Here is an 18065-nt window from a genome sequence, read left to right on the forward strand (position 1 = left end):
TCGCTACGGCGCGACTAACGGCGCGCTCGCGAGCGGCTTCGTAACCGCCGAGCTACACCACCTGTGGGGACACGACCACAGCACGAGGGCGCTGAACACGAATCCGTTTCCGCCAGTCTGGGCGGCATCTAAGACGCTGCTGACCGACCAACCCTCATGTGCATCGCCGGAATCTGGCGGGACGGTGCGGACGGTGAGCCGCCCGACTTCACTATGCTGGCGACGGAACGGGATCCGGACATCGGGCCGTCTCAAGGTCGTCAGATAGTGGTCCTGAAGCCGCAGGATTGGCCAGAGTGGATCCATCTAACCAAGGCCGAAGGCGAACTCCTTCGGCCTTTACCTGTCGGCTCGCTCAAGGAAGAGACCGCGCGCTGCGGGCAGGCTGATTGCTATTCAGGCTTTGCGGGCTGCCCCGGCCTACCCCCGACCATTGTTGGGCCGGGAGCGACCTGTCCGGTTTCAGTCGGCGTTTTGCGGTTAGCTGCCGCTCCGGTGTCGACCATTTCGGAAGTTCTAGGCATTTCGGCCGCCTCCTAAAAAGCAACCACTCCCCATGCTTTTCTATCTTGCGAATATCGTTCGGCATCAGCTTCTTCTGCATACTCGTGAGAATGATGACGGACCGCAAATCGGGCCCTCCAAACCGGGAGAGAATTGATGGTCGTTAAGGCGTTAATCGACCATCCGGTAGCGGATTGGGTTTACAGGCGGGCCAATGAGCAACTCTCAGGCCGGGCCTTGTCGTGTGCGGTGAACGCTCGGAACCACCTGGTTCGGGCGCAAAAGATCGCTGACGCCGAAATTTCGAGTACCATCGCCTACTTCTGCGCGACACACGCCACCGAAGAGGCGGTCGCGGCGTTCATCGCTTCCGCGAAAATGCATGGCTACCGGAAGCTGGCCGGGAAAGTGAATATCCATGACCATGCGCAGAAGGCGGTGGTATCAGCTTACGCTCAGATCATTTCGGGTCATGCGGAAGAGTTGAAGCTGGTGGTAGCTCACAACCCTGCTGCGGATGACGTCCTGGCAAGGATCAGGATCGGAGGCGAAGAGACGGTCTATCCGCTGCGGCTCCGGCTTTTCTCGTTCAATGAAGATGGTGAGGACCCGTCCTCAGAGGCTGCTTTCGATGCCTTTAGAAGTTGGTTTCCGGACCGAGCAGCCATGGTTGAACGCGTTCGCGAAAGAGCGAGCTTTCGGGATAAAGCACTTTATGCTGGTGATGACGGCGGACCCGCTCTGTCGCGCCAGCAACTGGACGACGGACTTCGTGAGCACACACTCCTGACGCTCGGCCTCATCTGGGCTGCGATGGACGTCACCAGCCATAAAGAACCAGAGCCCTTCGTCGTGCAGGTTCTCGGCGCGATATCGACCGTTATCGACCAAGTAAGACCTTCGAAGGTCTGCAAACACTGCGGAAAGTAATGTCAGACACCGTCAATCACCACTTCATTCCGCAGTTCTATCTAAGGGGCTTCAGCGATGCGGTAGACCGACGGAAGTCCCAGGTTTTCGTCTTCGACCAGTCGACGAAGAAGTCGTTCCGAACGCTGGTCAGAAACATCGGAGCACGACGGAACTTTTTCCGGATCGACGTCGAGGGTTTTGACCCCAATCACGTCGAAGACGGCATGGCCGAGATCGAGAGCGAGATCGCACCGCTTCTCGAGGAAGTGATCGCCACGAAGAGCTTTCCCTCCGAAGCTCATTTTTCGTCGGTCATGATGCTGATGGGGAATATGGCCGTCCGCAATCCTCGTTTCCGTTCGATGATCGAAGACCTTCATGTGAAGGTTGCGAATGGCATGATGCGGATGACGATTAGGGACAAGGATCGCTATCACGACTCAATCAGAGATGCTCGGGAAAAGGGCGCACCAATCCGAGATGACATCAGCTACGAGGACATGAAGGAATTCATCGAGCGCGGCGAATACAACATCGCGATCGATCGGACCTACCTCATAGGCTTGGAGCTCGACTCGGTTCCGACGGTCGTCGAACAACTGGCTCGCAGAAGCTGGTCATTCGCTTCGGCGCCGCCAGGAACCACCTTCATGACCTGCGACGACCCTGTCGTCCTGGCTTGGGCTGATGGACAGGATAGGGGGCCATACTCTCCCGGGTTTGGAGTGCCTGGCACGATTGTCATATTTCCGATCGCGCCAGAGCTCGCGCTCATTGGTTTATTCGTCAAACAGCCGCCGAACCGGAATTTCGGCTGCGACCAGGTGGCCGACATGAATACGAGCATCGCAAAGAATGCCACGAAGCAGCTCTATGCCCGTGACGGCGAGTTCCAGATCCACACAAGGTCGGCTCTCTACACCAGCGGGAAGGATCTCCCCACCGTGTTGGCTCAACAGGCGAAGGCGAAAGTACAGTGGCATGGAAAAGAAGCGTGAGCTGAAATTTGGCGACGACATGGTCGGAGCTCTCAGCAATTGGGGTGAGAAAGCTCTCATTCCAGTGTCGATCGTGGGCGGCCGGCACATGGAGAGGAGAAACGTCAACAGAGGAACTTTCAAGGAAAACGACATTAAGTTGACGGAAGCGCACGCATTCGCCTGCAGTGCGTTCATGAATCTCGTTTCGCGAAGCTCCGGTAAAAAGATTGATGAAGATCCGAACGCGAGCCAGCAGATCAACCTGCTGTCGCATTTTATGCAGGGCATACATCTCTGCGAGGAAGCGATCGCCGAAGGTCTCTATGTCCAAGCGGCTACCCTGCTGCGGCAGGAGCACGAGATCATTTCAGCTGTCCAGGAGCTGGGGATAGGTCGCCGTAAAGAAGGGAAGACGCCGCACGCCACGATCGGCGTTCTGAAGAACATGGGCAAGGTCTACGGCGATCTCAGCGGGGCGGCGCACGTATCCCAGTCTCAGTTGCTCCACGACATCGTCGAGATGGAGCGCGGAGAACTTCGGGGGCCGTCGGCATTCCCGATCTATCACCGAGACCTGGCCCGAAACCTCTATTCACTGCATGTCTGCTACATCGTGCTGATGGGTCGTCTTACGAGTGAGATCCATGATGCCATCGGCCTTGGCAGGGCCTCGGAAGACGAGGAGAAGATGATGGTTCTGGCCATCGCTACACTGCACGCAGAGGGCCTCATCGATATCGAAGAGGCCCCCTTGGATAAGCCGATCGCGGAGCCGGAGAAGGCAGCTGAATAGACAGCCTCGTCCAGAGGGGGACTTCGTCTCCGTTCTCATCCTCGGTCATTACCACCTGCTCGACCTCGGCACCGGGAAAATGTTCCGTCGAGTTGTTGATCGCTGACAATCTGACGCTGGATACGAAACGTCGTGTCTGTTCAGATTTTTCAGATCACACTTCCGTTTTTCTTGGTCCATTTCAATATGTCCCCAACCGCTTTAATAAGCTGCTCGGGTGTCGCGTTTGCATCATTGAGAATGTCGAATGAACGCCTTGGCATGGTGCCGAAGACACCAGCAAAGTCGGTGTTGACGACTTCCCATATTTTCCGGGCCGCACCGCCTGTAGCGCCGATTGGGATGGGCGTTCGTCCCAACGCTTTCAGTATGTCGTACTCGGCGACCACCCCGTCGGCAACGACAACGGAGTCACCGTCAATTTTGGCGCCGCATATGAAGACGCAAGCTCCCGCTTGGCGGACGAGATCTTCCCGGTAGCGACGGTAGAATTCTTGCCGATCCTGTCCGGGCGGAATGAGCTGCGGGAAGGGCCGGAGGAAAAGCCGACGCTCAAGATTCGGAGCGACATCACGATAGAGTTCATCGAGCGCGCCTGACAGGGTCGCACTGCCGACAACGAGGCCGAATCCCGACACAATGCGGTAGTTCTCGTGGATCAGAAATTTGCCCACGCCTTGAGCCACCGCCTCGATCTTTCTCCGACAGTCGGGTTCTCCTTCGGGAAGTACCTCAGGGTAGCTGCCGGATACCATCACGCTTGCCGCGGCGAGCCTCTGCTCGACAGCTTTCATTAGCTCATCCAACTCTGCCCAAGCATCGACTTCGATGCATTGGATACCGTAGTTTTCCAGGTCCTTGACCCACAGCTTGTGTCGGCGATCTGCATACGCGAAACGCGCCTTGGCACCGCGACCTTCGAAGTCTCCCTGTTGCGGACGCCTGACGACCGCATAGTGCTCAGGTGGCATATCGCCGAATGAGTCCCGGATAAGAGTGAACAACTGGGAGAGATTCGGGTCCGTGAACGAAAAGCCAAGGAACAGCATGCGCCGGGAAACAAGGTGGCTGTGCAGCAGGTTCAGGAACTCGCCGCGCTCACGGCGGTAGCCTTCATAGTCCCCTTTGGCAATCACGACATCAGACGGATTTCCCACCGTACCGTGCATTTTGTACAGCTGCGCGTGTGCGGCAGGGTTGTTGATAACGAGATTCTGCTTCGCCGTATTCACCTCGAGGAAAAGCCGTTGCTCCCGCCACGCTCGTTCGAGAAGCTCGTCGTAATTCGTGGTCCAGATGTGTTTCAATGGGAGACGGGCTAGCGTGTGAAGGATTTCGGGGATTGGCTTGTCAATGCCGATCTCCTTTGAGATCAGGCTAGCAAGCCGGGTGCGCTTTCTCCCCGCGCTGTTCAGAAAATATTGCACCACTCCCGGAAGATCGGTTTCCTGGTTCACGTCAAGGCCGATCTCCTCCGCCAACTCTTGCACGAGGTCTTTCCAGCTCGGATAGCCCGCACCTGTCGATAGGCCGGCTCCGACAAACAGCCCCGCGTTTTCATGGTGCAGGGCCTGAACGTATTCCTCGATGAATTTCTCGTGGCGCATCAGGCGAGACTTCTTCCTGACTAGACGCGCGCCGTCATCAGCCGTTCGATTCGCCGCCCAAGTTCATCGGATGTCGTGAAATCAATGACAGGGGCGCGGTAGCTGGTGAGCAGTGCAGGGACGAAACCGGGACTGTCTACCGAGCCGAACTGGTCACGGAGATGGTGAATGCGAACACCCAAAAGCAGATTGCGACGAAGTGCGGACTGCTCGATCTCATAGGCAACATATTTCCGGGATGCCGTCTGGGCCCCAATGCACACAACCGTAACGCTGGTTCGTTCCAAACCCTTGTCGATCAGGCGCTTGATCGCGGTATCGCCTTGACGTTTGGCCTCTTCCCAGAGGGAGGCATCGTGCCACCCGGCGGCGGCCGCGCCGTCGATGATGTTGCTATTGCGAACGATGTTCACTCGCCAAATGTCGCGCTGATAGTGGAAGCTGAAAAATGTACGGTATGCCATTGGTGCTCCTATCGTAGGTAGGACAAAGGATCGCGCGACGCGGTGGCCCAGAATTTGAGCGGAAATGAAGTTGCGAGCCCGTAGACCTGCCCGGGTGTCATGATCCGCCGCAAGAGTTCTGGTGTCGCCGAGACCTTCAGCTTCTGCATCGCGTCGATCTCTACTACCGGGTAAAGACCAAGGAACTCGCGACCGCGGTAGGGATCATTCACGCTCCGAACAACGGGAAGGACGCCCACCTTGCCCTTGGCGGCATCGAACCATCCCAGTTCCCAGCACATCCATTTCGACTGGTCAGCGTTCTGGGTGTCCAGAAAAAGGAGTGAATCGCTGTGCTTCATTTTCTCGCGAACGTAGTGCGCATTCTCGGGTGTGACGTTTGCGCGATCAGTGTCAGGTGAGTCGATCCAATCACAGAAAACAGTCAGACCGAGGTCTTCCGTCAGAATTGCGTAGACCCCCAACACAAGTTCTCGATCCCTGATGGTCTGCGACAAGAACACGTCGTAGCTGCTCTTGTCGGCCCTCGCGACGGAGTTCAAGGCTTTCTCCACGGTCATGCCCTGGCGTTGCGCCCGGCTCTGGGCGCGGCGCCTAACTTGGTCCTCGGTCAGAAAAGCCAATCCGGCCCCCTTTGAATTTCGTTTCGCTCCCAAGAATCATTTGCCGGGCGCCGAGGCGCCCGGAATCTTTATTTCCTCGTCAGGGTAAGGGCCTAGGAGTTCGGATGGGCACTACCCGCCCGGATCCCCTACTGATTGGGACGGCACACCTTGCTGCGTTTGCAGACATTCTCGGCTGCAGAAGGACAATCCTCTTTGCCCTCCTTATTGATCGCTCGCCCCTCGGAACGGCGGAAAGCATGTTGAGGCGTACTGTTGTGTCTTTCGAGGCGGTTTAGCTGGAAATGTTACCAAACTATGCGCGCACCGATATTTATTAGCGCTTCAGATTCTCAGCTGCACCCGCTCGTGCTTCCACACGTATCGCACTTCTCACAGGTGCCGTTCCGCACCATGGTGAAGTTGTGGCATTCCGAGCATTCGTTGCCCGTGTAGCCCTGCATCAGCGATTGCTGGCGTCGGGTGGCGGCAAGCGCCTTGGCTTCCGCGGCCTCGTGCGCGGCGGCGTCGGAGAACAGCCCTTCGGCACCCGAAGCCCCGGCTTCCTCCTCGGCGATGTCCTCGACCAGCTCCCTGGCGCGTTCCTCATAGTCCCGCTTGTAGGCGATGGCCTCGTCGCTCGCCGGCTTCAGCGCCAGCACGTTGGAGCCGGAGAAAGCCGTCGGCGCCACGCGGGCAGGGGCCGTGGCCGGGCCAGAACCGCCGAATCCCTTAGGCTCGGCGCCCGACACCAGCTTGACCGGCGAGGCACCGCGGTAAAGCCCCTTGGAGAACGGCGTGGCCTTGCCTTCGGTGATGCCGCGGCCAAGTGCCGTCTTGTCGAAATCCGACTGGTCGACATGGGCGAGGTCGTGGCGGTTGAGATAAGAGACCGCAAGTTCGCGGAACACGTAGTCGAGGATCGACGTCGCGTTCTTGATCGCGTCATTGCCCTGCACCATGCCGGCCGGCTCGAACTTGGTGAAGGTGAAGGCTTCGACAAATTCCTCCAGCGGCACGCCATATTGCAGGCCGAGCGAGATGGCGATGGCAAAATTGTTCATCATCGCCCGGAAGGCCGCGCCTTCCTTGTGCATGTCGATAAAAATCTCGCCGAGACGCCCGTCGTCGAACTCGCCGGTACGCAGATAGACCTTGTGGCCGCCGACGACTGCCTTCTGCGTGTAACCCTTGCGGCGGTTCGGCAGCTTTTCGCGGTCGCGGTAGAGACGCTCCACGACGCGCTCGACGATCTTTTCGGTAACCTGCACCGCACGCTGCGCGGCGGGCGCGGCGACCAGCTGTTCGATCGCCTCGTCCTCGTCCTCCTCGCCATCGGCGAGCAGCGAGGCATTGAGCGGCTGCGAGAGCTTCGAGCCGTCGCGGTAGAGCGCGTTGGCCTTCAGCGCCAGCTTCCACGACAGCATGTAGGCGTTCTTGGCGTCCTCCACCGTGGCGTCGTTCGGCATGTTGATGGTCTTGGAGATGGCGCCGGAAATGAAGGGCTGTGCCGCCGCCATCATCTGGATGTGGCTGTTGATCGACAGCGAGCGCTTGCCGATCTTGCCGCAGGGGCTGGCGCAATCGAACACGGGGAGGTGTTCGGCCTTGAGGAAGGGCGCTCCCTCAAGCGTCATCGCACCGCAGACATGGATGTTGGCGGCTTCGATGTCCTTCCTGGAGAAGCCCAGTGCCGGCAGCATCTCGAACGAGAAGTCGTTGAGCTGCTCGTCGGTGAAGCCAAAGGTCTCCTTCACCCAGTCGGCGCCGAGCGTCCACTGGTTGAAGACGAACTTGATGTCGAAGGCCGACTTCAGCGCCGCGTTGAGCGCCGCGATCTTGTCGTCGGTGAAGCCCTTGGCCTTGAGCGAGCCGGGGTTGATGCCGGGCGCCTGGTTGAGATTGCCGTGGCCGACGGCGTAGGCCTCGATCTCGGCGATCTGGCTTTCCGAATAGCCCAGCGTGCGCAGCGCTTCCGGCACGGCGCGGTTGATGATCTTGAAATAGCCGCCGCCGGCGAGCTTCTTGAACTTCACCAGCGCGAAGTCGGGCTCGATGCCGGTTGTGTCGCAATCCATAACCAGACCGATCGTGCCGGTCGGCGCGATCACGGTCGCCTGCGCGTTGCGATAGCCATGCTCCTCGCCGAGTTCGATGGCACGGTCCCAGGCAGCCTTGGCGTGCGTCGCCAGCTCCTGCTGCTTGAGGTCGGAAGCGACCAGCGGCACCGGGTTGACGGCCAGCTTCTCGTAGCCGTCCTTGTCGCCATAGGCGGCGCGGCGATGATTGCGCATGACGCGCAGCATGTTCTGCGCATTGCGGTCGTAATCGGGGAAGGCGCCGAGCTCGGACGCCATCTCGGCCGAGGTGGCGTAGGCGGTGCCGGTCATGACGGCGGTGAGCGCGGCGCAGATGGCGCGGCCCTCATCGGAATCGTAGGGAATGCCCGAGGTCATCAACAGGCCGCCGATGTTGGCATAGCCGAGGCCCAGCGTGCGGTAGTCGTAGGAGAGCTTGGCGATCTCCTTTGACGGGAACTGCGCCATCATGACCGAGATTTCCAGCACGATGGTCCACAGCCTGACCGTATGCTCATAGGCAGCGATGTCGATCGTGCCGTCGGCATTGCGGTAGGGGAGCAGATTGATCGAGGCGAGATTGCAGGCCGTGTCGTCGAGGAACATGTATTCCGAGCATGGGTTGGAGGCCCGGATCGCACCGGCGGAGGCGCAGGTGTGCCAGTCGTTCATCGTCGTGTTGAAGTGCAGGCCCGGATCGGCGGATGCCCAGGCGGCGTAGCCGATCTTTTCCCAGAGATCCCTGGCCTTCAGCGTCTTCAGCACCTTGCCGTCCTTGCGGGCGGTGAGATGCCAGTCGGCATCATCCTCGACGGCGCGCAGGAAATTGTCCTTCAGCGACACCGAATTGTTGGAGTTCTGGCCGGAGACGGTGAGGTAGGCGTCGGAATCCCAGTCGGTGTCGTAGGTCTTGAACGACATCGAGGTGTAGCCCTGCTTGGCGAACTGGATGACGCGGTAGATGTAGTTCTCCGGCACCGCGTCCTTCTTGGCCGCCTTGATCTCGCGCTTCAGCGCCGTGTTGATGGCGGGGTCGAAGCAGTCGTCGTCATGGCCTTCGCAGTTGACGCAGGCCTTCATGATCGCTTCGAGATGCTTCTTGACGATCTTGGAGCCGGTCACCAGCGAGGCGACCTTCTGCTCTTCATTGACCTTCCAGTCGATGAATTCCTCGATGTCGGGGTGATCGGCGTCGACGATGACCATCTTGGCGGCGCGGCGCGTCGTGCCGCCCGACTTGATGGCGCCCGCGGCGCGGTCGCCGATCTTGAGGAAGCTCATCAGGCCGGACGAACGGCCGCCGCCGGACAGCTTTTCGCCCTCGCCGCGCAGCAGCGAGAAATTGGAGCCGGTGCCCGAGCCGTATTTGAACAGGCGCGCCTCGCGCACCCACAGATCCATGATGCCGCCCTCATTGACGAGGTCGTCCTGCACGCCCTGGATGAAGCAGGCATGCGGCTGCGGGTGCTCGTAGGAGGATTTCGACTTCGTCAGCTTGCCGGTGAACGGGTCGACATAGAAGTGGCCCTGGCTCGGGCCGTCTATGCCATAGGCCCAGTGCAGGCCGGTGTTGAACCATTGCGGCGAGTTCGGCGCCACGCGCTGGGTGGCCAGCATGTAGGCAAGCTCGTCGCGGAAGGCGCGCGCGTCTTCCTCCGACTTGAAATAGCCGCCCTTCCAGCCCCAATAGGTCCAGGTGCCGGCCAACCGGTCGAAGACCTGGCGGGCGTCGATCTCGGACCCGTAGCGCTCGGCTTCCGGCAACTTGGCAAGTTCGGCCTCGTCGGCGACTGAGCGCCACAGGAAGGAGGGAACATCGTTCTCCTCGACCTTCTTCAGCCGCGCGGGGACGCCGGCCTTGCGGAAATATTTCTGCGCCAGGATGTCGGCGGCGACCTGGGAGAATTGCGCCGGCACGTCGATATTGTCCAAGCGGAACACCACCGAGCCATCCGGATTCTTGATCTCGGAGAGCGCCTTGCGGAATTCGATCTCCGCGTAAGCCGATTGTCCCTGTCTGGTGAAACGACGCTCGATGCGCATTGGTCCGGTCCCTTTTGTCTATATATAGCGCTTTCGTCAGGAGATTTCTGCTCCCAATGCGAAACGCGCATGTCCGCCGTCTGCCGGCGTTCGAAAACGGCCGGCTCTCCATTTTCGCGGTCTTCGTCCGCCTTGCTGGTCAAACTTCTTGCGAAGCGCCTATCCAACTCACCGACGAACCCGCGGGTCCCTCAAAACTGATTTTTTCCGATTCCCTCACTCGAGGGAAATTCACATTATCTAGCGTCGAACCTGCCTGCAAACACTAAATATAGTGTTAACAGACAATTTATTCCAGTCCGACAATTCTCCCTTTTATCGCCCACGCCCCACAATCCCAACGCTTCCGCCAGCCTCGTAAACAGGCGGAAATGTGGGGAAAAACGCACATAATCCGGGAAAAAGACCGGGCTCAGAACTTTCCGGTCGCGCTCTCAACAGGAGCGCATGGCCTATAAAAGGCGACTCGTTTTGCGCCGTCAAGGATTCGTTTGCGTAGCTTTTGTGACCTCAACATCTTGTGTGTCACACATGTGGATAACGGGGATAGAATGGAGCTGCCGCGGTAGCCCCCGGCCGAGGGGACAAAGACGCGCTTGTCAGGCTTCGCGACGGCTCCGGGGCGTGATCCAGGCACAGACCATCTGGCCCATCCGACGTCGCGGATCAGCCGTAATGCGTCCTGGGCTTCGGCTCGGTTCCGGTGAAGTGCACCCCGATCCGGCCGTTGCGGCGCCAGCGGACCTCGCATCGATAGCCGATGCCGTCGACGGGCACATAGAGAAGGAAATGATCCGGAATCGTTGCTTCGGGCGGAACCTTGAGTTCGGCGCCACCTTCATTTTGATTGCGCAGCGTGCAGCCAACTTCCGAATTCGAGATGCCCGTGATGATCGTGCCGCCCTTGAGCACGCGCTGGCGATGCTCGCGCTTGTGCTCGTCGGATCTCTCTGGATTGGGATTTGCGGGATTTGTCATCGGTAAAACGCCAGGATCGGATCAGATCCTATTACGTCTTCATTAGAAAAGCATTCACGCCGCAGGCGCCCCCGTCCGAGCTGCTTGGTGGCGCGGCCGGTCCCGGTTCAGGCAAACCGACGCGGGTCGGCGCAGAAATAGGCGATGATCTGGCAAAGATCCGGTTCGTTGACCATGCGCACCGCTTCGCTCGAACTGACCCATTTGCGGGTGCGGGAGCGTTTTTCCTTCCAATGGTCGGCGACCTTGTCGACATGCAGCGGGAACACCAATACCTCGCATGGCACTTCCTCGCCGGAGGCCAGGGCCTTGGCGTAGAAGTAGCGGCCGGCCTCGAGATGCGAGATCGTCCCGCGCAGTCCGGCTTCCTCGACAGCCTCGCGCGCCGCGGCTTCGCAAAGCGGCTCCCTGGCTTCAGGCCAGCCCTTCGGAAGCACCCAGCGGCCGGTATCGCGGCTGGTAATCAGCATGATCTCGACGCTGTTTCCGGTTTCGCGCCAGGGCAGGGCGGCTACCTGCAGACGGCACGGCGCGGTGCCGAAGAGTCGCCGGACCCTTTCGGCCAGATGGTTGTGCGTCGTTGGCCTCGTCAGCATCGGAGAAGCTAGCCCCAGCCTCCAGAATCGTTTGCCGTCTCACGAATCTTACGGCCAATTGTCGGCAATAAAAGTAAAAACTTTCATCAGGATGGCCAATTTTCGCCAATAGACGCCGATTTCCGCGCGCCAGCCAGCCTCGCGAGACCCTTTGCCTAGTGGATGAGACTTCCCTGCGGCTCGATTTGCAGCAGGTTGCTTGCCGCGAATCAGCCGGCGTGATCGTCGGCGATCGGCTTCTGGTAGGTGAAGCCCATGTCCCAGGGAAAATAGATCCAGGTATCCTGACTGACCTCGGTGACGAAAGTATCGACCAGCGGCCGCCCCTTCGGTTTGGCGTAGACGGTGGCGAAATGCGCCTTCGGCATCATGGCGCGCACGATGCCAGCCGTCTTGCCGGTGTCGGTCAGGTCGTCGATAATCAGCACGCCCGCGCCGTCGTCGGCAAGCAGGGCCGGCGTGACCTCCTTCAGCACCTGCAGCTGACCCTGGCTGCTGTAGTCATGATAGGAGGCGACGCAGACCGTCTCGATAACGCGTATGCCAAGCTCCCGCGAGATGATCGCCGCCGGCACGAGGCCGCCGCGCGTGATGCAGACGATCGCTTTCCATTGCGCCTTGTTGGTGCCGGCAAGCCGCCAGGCGAGCGCGCGCGCATCGCGGTGGAACTGGTCCCAGGAGACGGGAAAGGCTTTTTCGGGAAGGGACATCTTTCGCGCACTCCGCAGCACGCGCGGTCGCGCGCAGAAAACAGGGGAATGCGCGCGGAAGTAACTGGAAAACCTCGCGCTTGGCAAGAGCGGCCGCAAACGACACTGTGAACTTACCGCGACAGGAAAGCCGCCACCGGCGCGGTGCGCAGCACGGAGCGCGTCACTCCGCCGAACAGGAGCTGGCGCAGCCACGAGTGGCTGTAGGCGCCAAGCACCAGCAAATCGGCGCCGGTCTCCGCGATCCTGGTCTGGATCACCTCGTCGACCGAGGTGCCGCCCGATCTCTGCACCGAGACACTCACGCTGGCGCCATGACGCGACAAGGCGGAAGCGATTTCCGCTCCGGCGGCCTCGGGGCGTTCATCGAGCGTGTCCGGCGGATCGATGACCAGAATGTCGGTTTTGTCGGCCTCGATGATGAAGGGCAGCGCATCGAAGGCGGCGCGTGCGGCCTCCTTGCTGCCGTTCCAGGCAAGCAGCACACGCTTGAAGGTGGTGATCAGTGGACCCAGGTGCGGCACTACCAGCACCGGCCGTCCGGCGTCGTAGACCAGTGTGTCGACGTCGGCGCTCGCATCGCCGCCCGTCTCGCGCTGCGCGGCGATGATCAGGTCGGCGGCACGCACGCTTGAAATGCCGGTCAGGGCGCTGTCGCCGGAAAAACTCTCCAGGCTGTGCCATTCGAAGGACAGGCCGGAATTCTCGATATGCCTGAGAAACGCGGCCCGCAGCTTTTCGGCCCGTTCGCGGTTCATGTCGGCCGAAACCTGCAGGAACTCGGTGTCGGGAAAGCCGGTGGCCGACGTGTAGGGCACCGGAAGCGCTTCGGCGTGGATGCCGATCAGATGGCTCTGGAAGCGGCCGGCAAGCGGAATGGCGAAGTCGAGCACGCGCTCCGCGTCCTGCTCGTTCTGCAGAATGGCGACGATGGTCTTGAAGCGCATGGTGATCCCCTCATTTTGCGAGCGATCCGCCCGCGGCAAGGAAACGTCGCCGCGTTGTGCTTGGTTCCGGCCTGGACCGGATCAGCTCGCGCTGCTGGCAAAGCCGGCCACCATCGCCTCGACATCGGCGCGCGCAGCGTCCAGGGCCTGCTGGCTGCGGGCACGGACCACCAGTTCGGTCCAGAACTTGCCGTCGCCGTATTTCGGATAGGAGCCGATGATCGTGTCCGGATGCGCTTTCTGGATCTCGCCCAGCGGCCCGCCGACGAGACCTTCGCCGAACGGGCAATGCACCGCTGCCGACAGCATTTTCGTGCCGGCTTTCAGCGTCGGCACGACATTGTCGAGCATGGCCTGGAAGATCGAGGGCACGCCCGCCATCACGTGGACATTTCCGATGCGGAATCCGGGCGCGACCGACACCGGATTGTCGATATGGTCGGCGCCGCGCGGCATTCGGGCCATGCGCTTGCGGGCCTCGGTGTATTCGATGCCGCGAGCGGCATAGCTTGCTTCCAGCAGGGCATAGGCCTTGGCATCGTATTCGCACGGCACGCCGAAGGCCTTGGCAATCGAATCGGCTGTGATGTCGTCATGGGTCGGGCCGATGCCGCCGGTTGTGAACACATAGGTATAGCGAGCCCGCACCGCATTTACCGCGGCGACAATCTCGTCTTCCTCATCGGGAACGATGCGCACCTCCTTCAGGTCGATGCCGATGGCCGTCATGATGTCAGCCAGATGGCCGATATTCCTGTCCTTGGTGCGGCCGGACAGGATCTCATCGCCGATGACGAGCATGGCGGCGGTAACGATTTCGGGCATCGATGGCTCCGGCAAAAACGGGTCGCCTGAAATAGCGCGGCACGCGGCCAGCGGCAATGCCATCCGACCGGTGAACAAACTGTGCCCGCATACGCGGTATTCCCCGAATATTGGCGCCCTAAGTACCCTGGCGTGGCTGGGGCGGGCGAGGATCATCTATCTCCGCATTTCAACCTGTCGGTGGCCGCCGGAGGCGATCGTCTTCCTGAACGGGACTGGCACCTCCCCAGATCAGTTTCGCCATGCGGGTCGCTGCCTTCGTCCAGGGCACAGTGGCTCGCGCATTCGGGATTAGGCTTCACCGACGCTTCACAAGGAATTCAAGGAACCATTCGGCTGATGACTGGTTTGCCCCGTGTCGCACCCAAGGCGACGAAGACAAAACGGAGTGATCCAATGTACAAAAAACTTTTCGCGGCATTCGTTCTGACGGCCGGTCTTGCCACATCGGCGATGGCGCAGTCGACTGACGGCAGGTATTACAACCATGACAGTTGGTGGAACAATTGGTCGCTGTTCGGCAATGAGGATTCATCAGCCATCGACCAGAGCACCACCGGGAGCATCAACGCATACGGCTCCGGGTTGAGCACCCAAGGCAATACCGGTGGGATGGGCCCATGTGCTCACAACACTCCAGGTCCGGACGCCAATGCTCAAGGCAACGTCAATGACCAGTACTGCGGCAAATAATCAGCCGTAAGCTCCCTGCTGACCGTAGGACGTTTTCTCTCCCGACGTCCGCGGTCGGCGCTCCGGGGCGGCCGGCCTTTGGGGCGATCGGGCTTTGGGCTGAAAGATCAGTCGGAAACCTCGGTCTGCGGCCGGTCGCGTCCATCAGCCAGTTCCTCATGCCATTTGCCGTCGGCATCCTCGTACTGGATGCCGTCCGTCGACCCCGCGACCTGCTGCTCGGCTGAAGCGATCTCGGCGGCCCGCAACGCGTCCTGATGCGTGGGAAACGTCTCCGAGAAGGTCGCTCCGACCTTGTAGGCCCAGCCGCCGTCATGCTCGACGATCTTGTAAGTCAGCTTCGCCATCAAAACCTCCGGTTTAAAGGTCCGTCCGCTCAATGCAGGCGGTCGTCGGACAGCTTGTCGTCTGGCACCAGCACTTCCGATTCCCTGGCGGCTTCGATAAGGGCCCGGCGCGCATCCGCTGTCGAACGATAACCTTCCAGCACTTTGAGGCAAGTGTCGAGAGCATCACGATGACGGGGGCCGCGATTGAGCGGCCAAACCGTCATCAGGCACTCCGCCGCCTCTTGGGTACTGCGGATGTGGCGATATTTGCCGACATGGCCGAGTTCGACCACGACCGGTGTTTCAAAAGGCTTGTTGTCCATCATGGCCGCAACGCAAAGCAGTCAATTTGGTTGCAACCGTGTCCTCAGCCTGCGCCCAAACGTCCCAGACCTCCTTGGAAGCTCCATTGCGCGGTCGTTCGACGACGCGTTCCGCCCTTCTCGGAAGGGTCGCTCAGCCCGCCGCCTTCATCCAGTGCTGCATCGTCGTCACCGAGCGCGCGAGCTGCGGCGCGGGATGGATCGTCTCGCTGAACGTGGCGGCCGCTCGCCACCCCCAGCGCGGGTCGGCGAGGAAGGCGCGCGCCAGCGCAACCATGTCGGCGCGGCCTTCGGCGATGATCGCCTCGGCCTGCTTGGGATCGTCGATCAGACCGACCGCGCGGGTAGGGATGCCGGCGCCCCTGCGCACGGCTTCCGCCAGATGCACCTGGTAGCCGGGCCCGGAGGGCAGTTTCTGCAAGGGCGAATTGCCGCCGCTCGAGCAACAGAGATAAGCGACGCCTTCGGCCTTCAGCGCTTTCGCCACTTCGATCGCATCCTCGACGTCGAAACCGCCATCGACCCAATCCTTGACCGACAGCCGGGCGCCCAGCATCAGTTTTGGCGCTGCCTTTTTCACCGCCTTGGCGATCTCGACGACAAGACGCATGCGGTTTTCCAGCGAGCCGCCCCAGCGGTCCGTGCGTTGGTTGGAGAGCGGCGACAGGAACTGGAAGATCAGATAGCCGTGCGCCGCGTGCAGCTCGATGAAGTCGAAGCCCGCGCGTTCGGCCCGCCTCGCCGCCTCGGCGAACCGCTCGATGAGCTGGAGGATCTCCTCTTCCTCCAGCGCTCGCGGCACGTTCCAGCCGGTATCGTAGGCGATTGCCGAGGCCGAGACGGTCTGCCAGGGATCCTCGTTCGGCTGCAGCGGTCCGCCCCCCTCCCAGGGCTTGCGGTTCGAGGCCTTGCGGCCGGCATGGGCAAGCTGAGTGCCGAATTTGGTGCCGGGTGCGGCCACGCGCCTTGCTGCGTCCAGGGCGCGGCGCGCAGCGGCTTCATTGTCTTCGGAATAGAGGCCGAGGCAGCCATGGCTGATGCGGCCACGCCGCTCGACATCGGTCATCTCGACCGTGACCATGCCGGCGCCGGACATTGCCAGGTTCATCCAGTGGTGGAGATGCCAGTCGCTCGCCGAGCCGTCCTCGGCCGAATACTGGCACATCGGCGCGACGGCGATGCGGTTGGGAAAGCTCAAGCCATCGAGCGTGATCGGCTGGAAAAGCGATGTGGTCATGAACGAAACTCCGGGAATAGGATGCGCTATTTAGGCGATCGATCGCCGCCATGCCACACACGAGAGAGTGAAATGCTTACTGGACCAACCGCTGCCCCGATTGCGTGAACGCCGGTTCGCGGCTACGCCTCCCGGGTAACGTGGAGGCAGCCGATGGAAGATCGTATCCGCATCCGTTCTGAAGAAATCCTATCCGACGACTGGGCGATTCTGAAGAAGACCGTCCTCGACTACCGTCGCCGCGACGGACAATGGGAGACACAAATCCGCCAGACTTACGATCGCGGCGATGGCGCGGTGATCCTGCCCTATGATCCCCAGCGTTCAACCGTGCTCCTGGTGCGCCAGTTCCGCTATCCCGCCTATGTCACCGGCCACCGCGAGCCGCTGGTCGAGGCCTGCGCGGGACTGCTCGACGAAAACGATCCGGAGACCTGCATCCGCAAGGAGGCGGAGGAAGAGCTCGGCTATCGGCTGAACCATGTGGAGCGGCTGTTTTCGCCCTACATGAGCCCAGGCAGCGTCACCGAGCGGCTCTGGTTCTTCACCGCCCTCTATTCGCCCGCCGACCGCATTTCGGCCGGTGGCGGCGCAGCGGACGAAGGCGAGGACATCGAGGTGCTGGAAATGCCGCTCGACGAGGCTCTGGCCGGCATTGCCGATGGCCGCATCATCGACGCCAAGACCATCATCCTGATCCAGCATCTGAAGCTCCATCCGATCGCTGTTTGACCGATACCGGTCGCCCCTGCGGGACGAAGAATCGGTGCGGGGCGAATGAAAACGAACGTGTTTTGCACAACGCTTTTTTGGGACTGCATGGGCCCCGATTGACGAGATCGCCTAGGTAGTTGAAACGAAAGGCGCGCGGACGTGGCGGAATTGGTAGACGCAAGGGACTTAAAATCCCTCGATCTCTGATCGTACGGGTTCGATTCCCGTCGTCCGCACCACCTTAACTCTACTTCAATGCTCTGCAGAGCCTAGCCGCCACCAACGGGTGCCACCCGGGTCTCTTAGCGGCGGCTCGGCGACCGTGCGCCGAGGCGCGCCGTCGGCTATGGGCCCTCGGCGAACGTTGCCACGATCCGCCGACCTGAAACGACGGATCGTGGCGTTCAAGCGCTCACTGGATAATCTTTACGATCTTGCGTGTGCCGGGATCCACGACGACGGTGTGATTGTCCACGACGACGTAGCGATATTTGACGTTGGGAATTTCATGAAGCTCGACCGTGTCGGGCAGGGCGGTCCCGACGTTGAGCTCGACGCCGGGAATCTTGACTGAGGCCAGAGGCTGTTTCTTTACGTATTCTTGTATGACGGTTTCGTCCTGCGGCTGAATGACCACATCCTGTGCGGCGGCGGCACCGATGCCGGCAAGCAGCAGGAATCCCGCTACGACGGTTGTAAGATCGGTTCTCATTGTTGCTTCCTTTCTCTC

At 60.7% G+C, this 18065-nt stretch carries 18 protein-coding genes and 1 tRNA gene; 6 read left to right on the plus strand and 13 right to left on the minus strand.

Annotated features, from left to right (window positions below):
• The first annotated feature begins 660 nt into the window (after window positions 1-660).
• From FJ979_RS25020 to FJ979_RS25030, 3 genes are read left to right on the plus strand one after another with little or no spacing between them, the layout of a single operon-like run.
• Window positions 661-1434 (plus strand): hypothetical protein, encoded by a 774-nt coding sequence (locus tag FJ979_RS25020; protein ID WP_140584149.1) that lies wholly within the window; start codon window positions 661-663, stop codon window positions 1432-1434.
• A complete protein-coding gene (locus tag FJ979_RS25025) occupies window positions 1434-2414 on the plus strand; it encodes a DUF4238 domain-containing protein (RefSeq protein ID WP_140584151.1) in 981 nt (326 codons plus the stop codon). The genes FJ979_RS25020 and FJ979_RS25025 overlap by 1 nt, the downstream gene beginning before the upstream one ends.
• Window positions 2398-3189, plus strand: a complete 792-nt coding sequence (locus tag FJ979_RS25030) for a hypothetical protein (RefSeq protein ID WP_140584153.1) — start codon at window positions 2398-2400, stop codon at window positions 3187-3189. The genes FJ979_RS25025 and FJ979_RS25030 overlap by 17 nt, the downstream gene beginning before the upstream one ends.
• A 149-nt stretch (window positions 3190-3338) precedes the next feature.
• On the opposite strand, the gene FJ979_RS25035 is transcribed toward FJ979_RS25030, so the two are convergent.
• The 9 genes from FJ979_RS25035 to FJ979_RS25075 form a co-directional block, all read right to left on the minus strand.
• Window positions 3339-4796 (minus strand): SIR2 family protein, encoded by a 1458-nt coding sequence (locus tag FJ979_RS25035; protein WP_140584154.1) that lies wholly within the window; start codon window positions 4794-4796, stop codon window positions 3339-3341.
• Between the two features lie 20 nt (window positions 4797-4816).
• Window positions 4817-5260 (minus strand): TIR domain-containing protein, encoded by a 444-nt coding sequence (locus FJ979_RS25040; RefSeq protein ID WP_140584156.1) that lies wholly within the window; start codon window positions 5258-5260, stop codon window positions 4817-4819.
• 8 nt (window positions 5261-5268) lie between these two features.
• Entirely contained in the window at window positions 5269-5883 is a 615-nt protein-coding gene (locus tag FJ979_RS25045; RefSeq protein WP_140584158.1) for a toll-Interleukin receptor, read from the minus strand.
• 332 nt (window positions 5884-6215) lie between these two features.
• On the minus strand, window positions 6216-9983 hold the full coding sequence (locus FJ979_RS25050; protein ID WP_140584159.1) for a vitamin B12-dependent ribonucleotide reductase: 3768 nt from the start codon (window positions 9981-9983) through the stop codon (window positions 6216-6218).
• 666 nt (window positions 9984-10649) lie between these two features.
• Window positions 10650-10961 carry a PilZ domain-containing protein gene (locus FJ979_RS25055; RefSeq protein ID WP_140493741.1) on the minus strand — a complete coding sequence of 104 codons (312 nt, stop codon included), beginning with the start codon at window positions 10959-10961 and terminating at the stop codon, window positions 10650-10652.
• A gap of 107 nt (window positions 10962-11068) precedes the next feature.
• Window positions 11069-11557 carry an NUDIX hydrolase gene (locus FJ979_RS25060; protein ID WP_140493739.1) on the minus strand — a complete coding sequence of 163 codons (489 nt, stop codon included), beginning with the start codon at window positions 11555-11557 and terminating at the stop codon, window positions 11069-11071.
• Between the two features lie 209 nt (window positions 11558-11766).
• Window positions 11767-12267, minus strand: coding sequence for a xanthine phosphoribosyltransferase (gene gpt, locus FJ979_RS25065; RefSeq protein ID WP_140493737.1), 501 nt, complete (start codon window positions 12265-12267; stop codon window positions 11767-11769).
• Window positions 12268-12380: 113 nt separating this feature from the next.
• The gene (locus FJ979_RS25070) at window positions 12381-13214 is read right to left on the minus strand and encodes a universal stress protein (RefSeq protein WP_140493736.1); all 834 of its coding nucleotides are present in this window, start codon (window positions 13212-13214) and stop codon (window positions 12381-12383) included.
• Between the two features lie 81 nt (window positions 13215-13295).
• Window positions 13296-14039 carry a competence/damage-inducible protein A gene (locus FJ979_RS25075; protein WP_140522083.1) on the minus strand — a complete coding sequence of 248 codons (744 nt, stop codon included), beginning with the start codon at window positions 14037-14039 and terminating at the stop codon, window positions 13296-13298.
• A gap of 396 nt (window positions 14040-14435) precedes the next feature.
• Between FJ979_RS25075 and FJ979_RS25080 the strand changes: the two genes are divergently transcribed.
• Window positions 14436-14732 carry a hypothetical protein gene (locus tag FJ979_RS25080; RefSeq protein WP_140494988.1) on the plus strand — a complete coding sequence of 99 codons (297 nt, stop codon included), beginning with the start codon at window positions 14436-14438 and terminating at the stop codon, window positions 14730-14732.
• A 107-nt stretch (window positions 14733-14839) separates the two neighbouring features.
• Here FJ979_RS25080 and FJ979_RS25085 read toward each other — a convergent pair whose 3' ends face one another.
• The 3 genes from FJ979_RS25085 to FJ979_RS25095 form a co-directional block, all read right to left on the minus strand.
• On the minus strand, window positions 14840-15079 hold the full coding sequence (locus FJ979_RS25085) for a DUF2188 domain-containing protein (protein WP_140493732.1): 240 nt from the start codon (window positions 15077-15079) through the stop codon (window positions 14840-14842).
• 29 nt (window positions 15080-15108) lie between these two features.
• Window positions 15109-15387 carry a DUF982 domain-containing protein gene (locus tag FJ979_RS25090; protein ID WP_032920128.1) on the minus strand — a complete coding sequence of 93 codons (279 nt, stop codon included), beginning with the start codon at window positions 15385-15387 and terminating at the stop codon, window positions 15109-15111.
• Window positions 15388-15517: 130 nt separating this feature from the next.
• Entirely contained in the window at window positions 15518-16621 is a 1104-nt protein-coding gene (locus FJ979_RS25095; protein ID WP_140584161.1) for an NADH:flavin oxidoreductase/NADH oxidase, read from the minus strand.
• Window positions 16622-16774: 153 nt separating this feature from the next.
• On the opposite strand from FJ979_RS25095, the gene FJ979_RS25100 reads away from it, so the two are divergent.
• Both FJ979_RS25100 and FJ979_RS25105 read left to right on the plus strand, forming a co-directional pair.
• Window positions 16775-17353, plus strand: coding sequence for an NUDIX domain-containing protein (locus tag FJ979_RS25100; RefSeq protein WP_140522089.1), 579 nt, complete (start codon window positions 16775-16777; stop codon window positions 17351-17353).
• A 135-nt stretch (window positions 17354-17488) separates the two neighbouring features.
• Window positions 17489-17574 (plus strand) — tRNA-Leu (locus FJ979_RS25105).
• 173 nt (window positions 17575-17747) lie between these two features.
• On the opposite strand, the gene FJ979_RS25110 is transcribed toward FJ979_RS25105, so the two are convergent.
• Window positions 17748-18047, minus strand: coding sequence for a DUF1236 domain-containing protein (locus tag FJ979_RS25110; protein WP_140493726.1), 300 nt, complete (start codon window positions 18045-18047; stop codon window positions 17748-17750).
• Between the last annotated feature and the right edge of the window lie 18 nt (window positions 18048-18065).

This window comes from Mesorhizobium sp. B1-1-6, assembly GCF_006443035.1.
GTDB lineage: Bacteria > Pseudomonadota > Alphaproteobacteria > Rhizobiales > Rhizobiaceae > Mesorhizobium.

Bases quoted from the DNA above. Each gene is read 5' to 3' on its own strand.
- FJ979_RS25020 (WP_140584149.1), top strand. From the start codon at position 661: ATGGTCGTTAAGGCGTTAATCGACCATCCGGTAGCGGATTGGGTTTAC.
- FJ979_RS25025 (WP_140584151.1), top strand. From the start codon at position 1,434: ATGTCAGACACCGTCAATCACCACTTCATTCCGCAGTTCTATCTAAGG.
- FJ979_RS25030 (WP_140584153.1), top strand. From the start codon at position 2,398: ATGGAAAAGAAGCGTGAGCTGAAATTTGGCGACGACATGGTCGGAGCT.
- FJ979_RS25035 (WP_140584154.1), bottom strand. From the start codon at position 4,796: ATGCGCCACGAGAAATTCATCGAGGAATACGTTCAGGCCCTGCACCAT.
- FJ979_RS25040 (WP_140584156.1), bottom strand. From the start codon at position 5,260: ATGGCATACCGTACATTTTTCAGCTTCCACTATCAGCGCGACATTTGG.
- FJ979_RS25050 (WP_140584159.1), bottom strand. From the start codon at position 9,983: ATGCGCATCGAGCGTCGTTTCACCAGACAGGGACAATCGGCTTACGCG.
- FJ979_RS25055 (WP_140493741.1), bottom strand. From the start codon at position 10,961: ATGACAAATCCCGCAAATCCCAATCCAGAGAGATCCGACGAGCACAAG.
- FJ979_RS25060 (WP_140493739.1), bottom strand. From the start codon at position 11,557: ATGCTGACGAGGCCAACGACGCACAACCATCTGGCCGAAAGGGTCCGG.
- gpt (WP_140493737.1), bottom strand. From the start codon at position 12,267: ATGTCCCTTCCCGAAAAAGCCTTTCCCGTCTCCTGGGACCAGTTCCAC.
- FJ979_RS25070 (WP_140493736.1), bottom strand. From the start codon at position 13,214: ATGCGCTTCAAGACCATCGTCGCCATTCTGCAGAACGAGCAGGACGCG.
- FJ979_RS25075 (WP_140522083.1), bottom strand. From the start codon at position 14,039: ATGCCCGAAATCGTTACCGCCGCCATGCTCGTCATCGGCGATGAGATC.
- FJ979_RS25080 (WP_140494988.1), top strand. From the start codon at position 14,436: ATGTACAAAAAACTTTTCGCGGCATTCGTTCTGACGGCCGGTCTTGCC.
- FJ979_RS25085 (WP_140493732.1), bottom strand. From the start codon at position 15,079: ATGGCGAAGCTGACTTACAAGATCGTCGAGCATGACGGCGGCTGGGCC.
- FJ979_RS25090 (WP_032920128.1), bottom strand. From the start codon at position 15,387: ATGATGGACAACAAGCCTTTTGAAACACCGGTCGTGGTCGAACTCGGC.
- FJ979_RS25095 (WP_140584161.1), bottom strand. From the start codon at position 16,621: ATGACCACATCGCTTTTCCAGCCGATCACGCTCGATGGCTTGAGCTTT.
- FJ979_RS25100 (WP_140522089.1), top strand. From the start codon at position 16,775: ATGGAAGATCGTATCCGCATCCGTTCTGAAGAAATCCTATCCGACGAC.
- FJ979_RS25110 (WP_140493726.1), bottom strand. From the start codon at position 18,047: ATGAGAACCGATCTTACAACCGTCGTAGCGGGATTCCTGCTGCTTGCC.